Raw genomic sequence first — 8,100 nt, 5'->3', positions numbered from 1 at the left:
GTAATAATGGACAGCAGACCAAGAGACAGGCCATTGAGTACCCTAAAAAGCATCGTCGTCAATCCTGAGTTCATCAGCAGAGTTGAAAAGATTAGCCTATTCTCTGGAAAGCTCTACGCTCACTCAGAATTAAATGTTCAGGGCCTGAAAAAGGTACTTAAGTGCTGATTGATTTTTTGTCCCATTGCCTCATTACTATGCTGAAGCGCGCAGCGAGTCAATGGATAAAGCGGCATGGGTGCTATCAAAAGAAAAGTCTGCCTCCTCATAAATGAATAACCTTTATAGGTCAGCAGTGATGTGAAGTCATACAAAGTGAGTTCAGGCAATGATTGAGAACAATCCAGAAGCAGTTGTTCTTATCTTCTTTTTCTACAGAATCGTTAGCTGCTATTGAAAAAAATAGAATCTGTACCACCCTTACATTTTTTGTAAAAAGGTATAGAAGATGTTTAGACTCAGGCTGATATTGTCAGTAGCTATTATGATGAGCACGTCATCAGGAGCTTTCGCAATAACGAAGACAATGGAGTGTGTTGAAAATAATGAAGGATCGCTATTTTACGAACAGCAATTCAGGTTGAAGCCACCAATTTCTATTAATGGAAAAAGAGTCCACTATATAAAATTAAGATCAGCACTAAAGGTTGCAACAGAGTTAGGAACCGATGAACCATTCTCCATTGTAGGGAGGGGGATGAGGATATACGCAGGCGAAAATTCCGAAGAGGGGCTATTAATAAGACAGTTGGATGGAACGACAGATCCAAATGAAATAATTTCACAGGTTTCGCAACTGAGTGGATACAATACTGATTGTGTTATCGACTACTCAAATAAACTTGATGAAAAGCTGCCGTTATTCAACGCTGGAAATCCAATGGCTGAACTTTATAGGTTCAAAGCCAAATTTGTTCCCTGGCCCTATGACGCCAGCAACTTTTAGCGCGCAGTCGACAAATTGAGAGCACATAGAACAAATGCTTCCAGTTCTTTCCGGGTCTTTGCCGCTCGGCTGAAGCAGATATTGATGGTTTTTTTAATATTGCTGGTGGACTTATTTTCAGGTCCCTCGCTCAATGGCGGCGTAATCGTACGAATCACGCAGTGTTGACTCATACGCGGTGGTGTGGGGCGAGCGTAGCCAGAAAGCTACGCTCTAAACGTCTGACAATCAAGCATCAATACGCTTGTATTTGATGCGGTGGGGGCCTGCAGCTTCTTCACCCAGGCGCTCCTTGCGATCGGCTTCGTACTCAGTGTAGTTGCCTTCAAAGAAGGTGACTTTGGAATCGCCTTCATACGCCAGGATATGAGTAGCAACACGATCCAGGAACCAGCGATCGTGAGAGATCACCATGGCGCAGCCCGGGAAAGCCAGAAGTGCATCTTCCAGGGCACGCAGGGTTTCTACATCAAGGTCGTTGGAGGGCTCGTCGAGTAGTAGTACATTGCCGCCTTCTTTCAGTGTCGCTGCCAGTTGCAGTCGTCCACGCTCACCACCGGAGAGTTCACCCACGCGTTTCTGCTGGTCGCCACCTTTGAAGTTGAACCGACCAATATACTTACGGGACTGCATTTCGTATCCATTGATGCGCAGGATGTCCTGGCCATCGGAGATCGCTTCGAAAACCGTCTTGTCATCTTTCAGCTCGTCACGCATCTGCTGAACATTAGAGATTTTGATCGTCTCACCGTGTTCAATGGTTCCGGAATCAGGCTGTTCGTCTCCGGTAATCATCCTGAACAGTGTGGTTTTACCGGCACCGTTACCACCGATAATACCGACAATAGCGCCCTTGGGAATGCTGAAACTCAGGTCGTCGATCAGCAGGCGATCACCAAAGCCTTTGGAAACATGATTGAATTCCAGAACTTTATCGCCCAGACGCGGGCCAGGTGGAATGTAGATTTCGTTGGTTTCGTTACGGGCCTGAAATTCCTGTGACTGCATTTCTTCAAAGCGCGCCAGACGTGCCTTGGATTTAGACTGACGACCTTTGGTGTTGGAGCGTGACCATTCCAGTTCCTGCTGCATTGCTTTACGATGAGCGTCCTGCTGCTTGCTTTCCTGTTCAAGTCGAGCTTCTTTCTGCTCCAGCCAGTCACTGTAGTTACCTTCCCACGGAATACCATGACCACGGTCCAGTTCCAGAATCCAGCCCGCTGCGTTGTCCAGGAAGTAACGGTCGTGGGTAATAGCCACAACGGTTCCCGGATATTCAACAAGGAAGCGCTCGAGCCAGGCAACTGATTCGGCATCCAGGTGGTTAGTAGGTTCGTCCAGCAACAACATTTCGGGGCTGGAGAGCAACAGGCGACAAAGTGCTACACGACGGCGTTCACCGCCAGACAGCTTGTCTACGACAGCGTCCCATTCAGGAAGACGCAAGGCGTCGGCAGCAACGTCCAGTTTGCGCTCCAGGTTGTGGGCATCCGCCGCCTGAATAATGTTTTCCAGTCTGGCCTGTTCTGCCGCCAGGGCATCAAAGTCGGCATCTGGCTCGGCGTAGGCGGCGTAAACCGCTTCCAGCTTGTCCTGAGCTTCCTTGATTTCACCCAGGGCTTCTTCCACTACTTCACGAACCGTTTTACCGGGTGTCAGTTGAGGCTCCTGAGGCAGATAGCCAACCTTCAGGTTGGGTTGCGGACGGGCTTCACCATCAAATTCCTGGTCAACACCGGCCATGATGCGCAGCAGAGTCGACTTACCGGCACCGTTCAGACCCAGGACACCAATTTTGGCACCGGGGAAAAAAGAGAGGGAAATGTCTTTAAGAATCTGACGCTTCGGGGGAACGATCTTGCTCACCCGATTCATGGTGTAGACGTATTGTGACAATTTAGGCATCCATAATAGATTTGACTGAACCCCGGAATAATAGCACTTTTGAGGCTTTTCTGTATGCTCGTACCTACTGTCAATAATGTCAAACTCTCGGGCAAAATCCCGACCGCAATGGTGCCTGCAACTGCAGTCCATTTTGATTCCCTTCTGGTTTACGCCTAGAGTGGTAGGGCAATGGAGGATTTTTTATGGAAAACCTGTATGACACTGACTTCTACAGCTGGTCCTATCGTCAGGCCGAGTTGATTAAGCAAGGACGCTTTGATGAGCTTGATATTGCCAACCTGGTAGAGGAAATTGAAGATATGGGCAAGGCTCAGTATCAGGCTTTACGCAGTTGTACTAAAGAATTGCTCCTGCACCTGCTCAAATGGCAAATACAGTCCGGAAAAGACGATCAGCACACAATGACGGACTGGTACAGGAGCTGGCTGGTCAGCGTCGCTAAACAACGAGGCGTCATCCTCGATCTTCTCGAAGATAACCCCAGCCTAAACAGTAAGATTGATGAGGTCTTACCAAAAGCTTATCGGTCTGCAAAGAGGGATGCAGCGGCTGACATGAAATATAAGCCCGATGATTTCCCGGCTGAGTGCCCCTGGAGCTTTGAGCAAATCATGACTGAGGACTGGCTGCCGGAAAGTTAAGTCAGGGCCCATGAGCCTTGCTCAAATTGACATGAAACTTTTTCGATACGAAATCCTGAACAGGTGTATTAGAATGGTCGCCGAAAAACCTCATTAACAGGCAACATTCCGAGGAATCATTAATGTTCAGAAAGGACATGTCCATCGCTGAGTTCGACCCTGAACTCAAGGCTGCTATCGATGCTGAAACGGTTCGCCAGGAAGAGCACATCGAGCTGATTGCTTCCGAAAATTACACTAGCCCCAGAGTGATGGAAGCACAAGGGTCTGTCCTGACCAATAAATACGCAGAAGGTTACCCGGGTAAGCGCTACTACGGTGGCTGTGAGCATGTTGATGTCACTGAACAGCTGGCTATTGATCGCGCTAAAGAGCTGTTTGGTGCCAGCTACGCTAACGTTCAGCCTCATTCCGGCTCTCAGGCCAATGCGGCGGTCTACATGGCTCTGATTAAGCCCGGTGACAAGGTTCTGGGTATGAGTCTGGCTCACGGAGGCCACTTGACTCACGGTGCCAAGGTCAGTTTTTCCGGTCGCATTTATGAAGCAGTTCAGTACGGACTGAACCCTGAAACCGGTGAGATCGACTATCAGGAAGTTGAGCGTCTGGCGGATGAGCACAAGCCAAAAATGATCGTTGCAGGCTTCTCTGCCTACTCCCGTGTTGTGGACTGGCAGCGCTTCCGTGATATTGCCGACAAGGTAGGTGCTTACCTGCTGGTCGATATGGCTCACGTGGCTGGCCTGGTGGCTGCTGGTGTTTACCCGTCTCCTGTAGGCATTGCCGATGTCGTCACGACAACTACTCACAAAACACTGGGTGGTCCCCGTGGCGGCCTGATTTTGGCTAACGATAATGAAGAGCTGAATAAGAAGTTTAACTTTGCTGTATTCCCTGAGTCTCAGGGTGGTCCTCTGTGCCATGTGATTGCAGCCAAGGCGGTTTGCTTCAAGGAAGCGATGTCCGATGACTTCAAGACTTACCAGCAGCAGGTTGTGAGAAATGCTCAGGCGATGACCCGCGTGATGCTTGAGCGTGGTATCAAAATTGTCTCTGGCGGTACCGACGATCACCTGTTCCTGATGGATCTGATCGGTAAAGAGTACACTGGTAAAGACGCTGAAGCGGCACTGGGTGAAGCTAACATTACTGTCAACAAGAATGCGGTTCCAAACGATCCGCGCTCACCCTTTGTCACCAGTGGTCTGCGTATTGGTACTCCAGCCATTACCCGCCGTGGTTTCAACGAAGAAGATTCCGCTGCTCTGGCGGGGTGGATCTGCGACGTACTGGAAAACATCGGTAATGAGCAGGTTGTAGCGGATGTAAAGGTGAATGTTCTGGCAATTTGCAAGCGTCTGCCTGTATACAGCTAATCTGAGACTGCTTTTCAACTGAAGACCGCTGATCTGAAACGGGTCAGTGGGCTTCTCACACTTCTCGCTTCATTGCTGCAAAGTGTTGGTAATTCTGCAAGGGTGAATTATGATGGAAGACTCATTCTGAAGAACGTTTCCATTACCCATGCACTGCCCTTTTTGCAACGCTGTCGATACCAAAGTCATTGATTCCCGCCTGGTGGCAGATGGAAACCAGGTGCGCCGTCGTCGTGAATGTTTGACTTGCAGTGAACGATTTACGACTTATGAAATGGCAGAGTTGTTGATTCCCAGACTGGTCAAGAGAGATGGTTCCCGTGAACCCTTCAATGAAGAAAAGTTACGTGCGGGCATGTCTAAGGCTCTGGAAAAACGCCCTGTCAGCATGGAACAGATCGAAGAGTCAGTGACCCGTATCAAGCTTCGGCTCCGGGCCACCGGTGAGCGGGAAATCAAATCTCTGGTTCTGGGTGAAGAAGTCATGCATGAACTTCGGGAACTCGACGAAATCGCCTACATCCGGTTTGCCTCCGTTTATCGTCACTTCAAGGATCTGAATGAATTCCGGGAAGAGATTGAACGACTGGAGACGACTGATAAGCACTGAGGTCATTGCTGACCTCAGTGCAGAGTTTTCGTTTATCAGCTAATGATAGAGAGGGCCAGCACACCCATATAGGTGGTAAATGCAGCAAGAATAATGGCGCTCTTATAGCGCGGTACTCTGCTGCAAGTGACCCTTCCCAGGGTCATGGATGATGAGCTTGTTTCGTCGCGATCCATTGCCAAACTGGTGACTATGCAAATCGCCAGAAGCGCAGTAAGCCCCGCCATTGCCAGACCATCTCTCTGTAGAACCGATGAATCAATTGCCAGTCCGCCGCTGAGAATCCCGGGAAAAGCCAGAACCCCCAACAGGTTGAATATATTGGAGCCAATAACCGTGGCCATGACCAGATCAAACAGACCCTTTCGGGCACTGGCCAAAGCAGCAGCCATTTCTGGCAGACTGGTTCCGAAGGCGATGACGGTAAGGCCGATAATCATTTCACTGATACCGAATGAGCGGGCCAGTTCACTGGCACCCCAAACCAGCAATTTTGAACTGCCCATAAGCAAGGCCAGCAGAACCAGACTTTCCACAACGGCGCGGGCGGTAGAAATAGAGAGAATAACCACTTCGTCTTCATCTTCATTGTCACCACCGGAATGTTTTGCCAGATAGTAGCAATAAGCGAGCAGGGCCCCGGCCAGGATAAAGCCGTCCATCTGGCTGAGGTCGCCATCGAGCATTAGAGCCATTGCGAAAGCGACGACCAGCACTAAAAGCGGTAGCTCACGGGTAATAATGCGACGGCTGACTACTAAGGGGTAAATAATTCCGCACAATGCCAGCACCAGACCGATATTGATGATGTTAGAGCCAAGGGCATTACCAATGGCAATACCGGCAGAACCGTCCAGTGCGGCAACAGACGATACCAGAAGTTCTGGTGCTGAAGTACCAAAGGCAACAATGGTCATGCCAATGGTGAGAATGGACATACCCAGTCGAGAGGCCAGGGTAGAAGCTACTTCGATCAAACGATCAGCGCTGGTGGATAGAACAACAAAGCCCACCGCTATAGCGGCAACAAAGGAAAGAATTTCAATCATATCAATAGGTGAGAGGGCTTCTGACACAGTCAGCAATCACCAGGCCCTCATAAACCAGTGCTGCCAACCGAGTCTCGCCAAACAATGTGTTGCCACACTGTCGTATACGCCACAGTCGAATGACCAATGATGTTGACGTATACACCTGCTGTCTGCCAGGCAGGCTACTCCCCCGAGTGATGGGTGAGTATATTGAGTTAAGAGGCCGATATCCAGAGGAATTACCGAAGCAGTGATTGAAATTTCCGGGTCAGGGGTTAACAGCAGGCTCTAGCATCTCAATGGTGCCCTCACTCGCGTCGACACGGACGTTTACACCTTCGGCAATGGTAAATATATTATCCTGGTGGCCAATCATTGCCCCATTCCAGGCTGGAATCTGCAAGGGTGAAATATGTTGTTCCAGCACTTCCTGCAAGCGGAAAGAGCCATAAGGAACCTTGGCATTACAATGTGTACATTGACCAAAAATAAAGCCAGAGATTTCTTTTAAAATACCGGCAGTTTGTAATTGGGTTAACATGCGATCAATTTGATAAACATCTTCACCTGTGTCCTCCAAAAACAGAATTTTATTTTTAAAACTGGGTAAATAGGTGCTTCCCAGCATGGAAACTAACACGGATAAGTTGCCCCCCAGAATTTCCCCTGTGGCAATGCCAGGGTGAATAGTTTGAATTCGCGCAATAGTCCGGGTTAAATCATCGCTTTTGATGATCGGGTTACCCATAGTAATGGCATTACCTTGAAAGAGAATTTTCTCCAAATAATTGACGGTGTATTGCGTCCAGGGAAAAGCCGCAGCCATCGGGCCATGAAACGTTATTAAGCCAGTTTTCTGGTAGATGGCTAACAGCAAGGTGGTAATGTCACTAAAACCCATAAAAATCTTGGGGTTCTTTTTGATTAAAGGAAAGTCCAGATACTCCAGTGTTCTGGCCGACCCCCAGCCACCACGTAACTCAATGATGGCTTTAACTTCCGGGTTGGCAAACATGTCATTAATATCAGCAGCACGTGCCTGATCAGTACCCGCAAAATATCCGCTCTGTTGAAAAATCGTTTTACCGTAGATAACGTTCAATCCCAATGCCTGAAGTCGCTCTGTTGCAAATTGCACATCCTGAGCGTCATTAACACGAAAGCCACTGGAAATGAAGGCAACGGTATCGCCTTTATTCAGAGGGGGCGGTTTAATAGTTGGTAATGCCAATACAGGGCTGGTAATAAGCCAGCATACAATAATAAATAATAATTTTTTCATAGTTTACTCCAGCAGGAGGTCTTGTTTTCCGAGTCTTCCCCTCACTTATTTTTGAATTTCTCACCTTTCCAGCAGGTTTTATCAAAGGTTATGTCGTCTTTGGAGGGGCGCTAACCAGGTTCTTTCATTACTTGTATGAGCTTGCTTTTAGCCATGAAACACCTCTTACAGGCTGAAAGCCGCTGTCGCTAGTTTAGACAAAAACGACTGATCCATTCATTAATATGCATGAATCACTCAGTTTTAAACGCTTGTTTCTTTATGCTGTTTGAATGGCTATGATGCTGGGCATTATTACTAGAAGAT

Annotated in this window: 7 protein-coding genes and 1 riboswitch; of the genes, 4 read left to right on the top strand and 3 right to left on the bottom strand. The window is 48.4% G+C overall.

All coding sequences use genetic code 11. The annotated features are described in order from the left end of the window. The first annotated feature begins 484 nt into the window (after window positions 1–484). Window positions 485–946 carry a hypothetical protein gene (locus KDK18_RS10215; protein ID WP_257254796.1) on the top strand — a complete coding sequence of 154 codons (462 nt, stop codon included), beginning with the start codon at window positions 485–487 and terminating at the stop codon, window positions 944–946. 228 nt (window positions 947–1,174) lie between these two features. Here KDK18_RS10215 and ettA read toward each other — a convergent pair whose 3' ends face one another. Continuing rightward, complete coding sequence (gene ettA, locus KDK18_RS10210) at window positions 1,175–2,842, bottom strand: energy-dependent translational throttle protein EttA (RefSeq protein ID WP_257254797.1); 1,668 nt, start codon at window positions 2,840–2,842, stop codon at window positions 1,175–1,177. Between the two features lie 194 nt (window positions 2,843–3,036). Here ettA and KDK18_RS10205 point away from each other — a divergent pair, with 194 nt between their 5' ends. The 3 genes from KDK18_RS10205 (at window position 3,037) to nrdR (ending at window position 5,481) form a co-directional block, all read left to right on the top strand. Beyond that, complete coding sequence (locus KDK18_RS10205; RefSeq protein WP_257254795.1) at window positions 3,037–3,495, top strand: DUF29 domain-containing protein; 459 nt, start codon at window positions 3,037–3,039, stop codon at window positions 3,493–3,495. Window positions 3,496–3,617: 122 nt separating this feature from the next. After that, window positions 3,618–4,871 (top strand): serine hydroxymethyltransferase, encoded by a 1,254-nt coding sequence (gene glyA / locus KDK18_RS10200; protein WP_257254794.1) that lies wholly within the window; start codon window positions 3,618–3,620, stop codon window positions 4,869–4,871. Between the two features lie 148 nt (window positions 4,872–5,019). Next, on the top strand, window positions 5,020–5,481 hold the full coding sequence (nrdR, locus tag KDK18_RS10195; RefSeq protein ID WP_257254793.1) for a transcriptional regulator NrdR: 462 nt from the start codon (window positions 5,020–5,022) through the stop codon (window positions 5,479–5,481). A 35-nt stretch (window positions 5,482–5,516) separates the two neighbouring features. On the opposite strand, the gene KDK18_RS10190 is transcribed toward nrdR, so the two are convergent. Together KDK18_RS10190 and KDK18_RS10185 are read right to left on the bottom strand one after the other, a co-directional pair. Continuing rightward, window positions 5,517–6,530 (bottom strand): calcium/sodium antiporter, encoded by a 1,014-nt coding sequence (locus KDK18_RS10190; protein WP_257254792.1) that lies wholly within the window; start codon window positions 6,528–6,530, stop codon window positions 5,517–5,519. Window positions 6,531–6,610: 80 nt separating this feature from the next. Further along, window positions 6,611–6,717, bottom strand: a riboswitch (yybP-ykoY riboswitch). 63 nt (window positions 6,718–6,780) lie between these two features. Further along, entirely contained in the window at window positions 6,781–7,794 is a 1,014-nt protein-coding gene (locus KDK18_RS10185) for an LD-carboxypeptidase (protein ID WP_257254791.1), read from the bottom strand. Window positions 7,795–8,100: the final 306 nt, after the last annotated feature.

The sequence above is a fragment of the Endozoicomonas sp. SESOKO3 genome, assembly GCF_024606255.1.
Note: the sequence above shows the minus strand (reverse complement) of the source record. Positions and strands in the feature narration are given on the sequence as shown.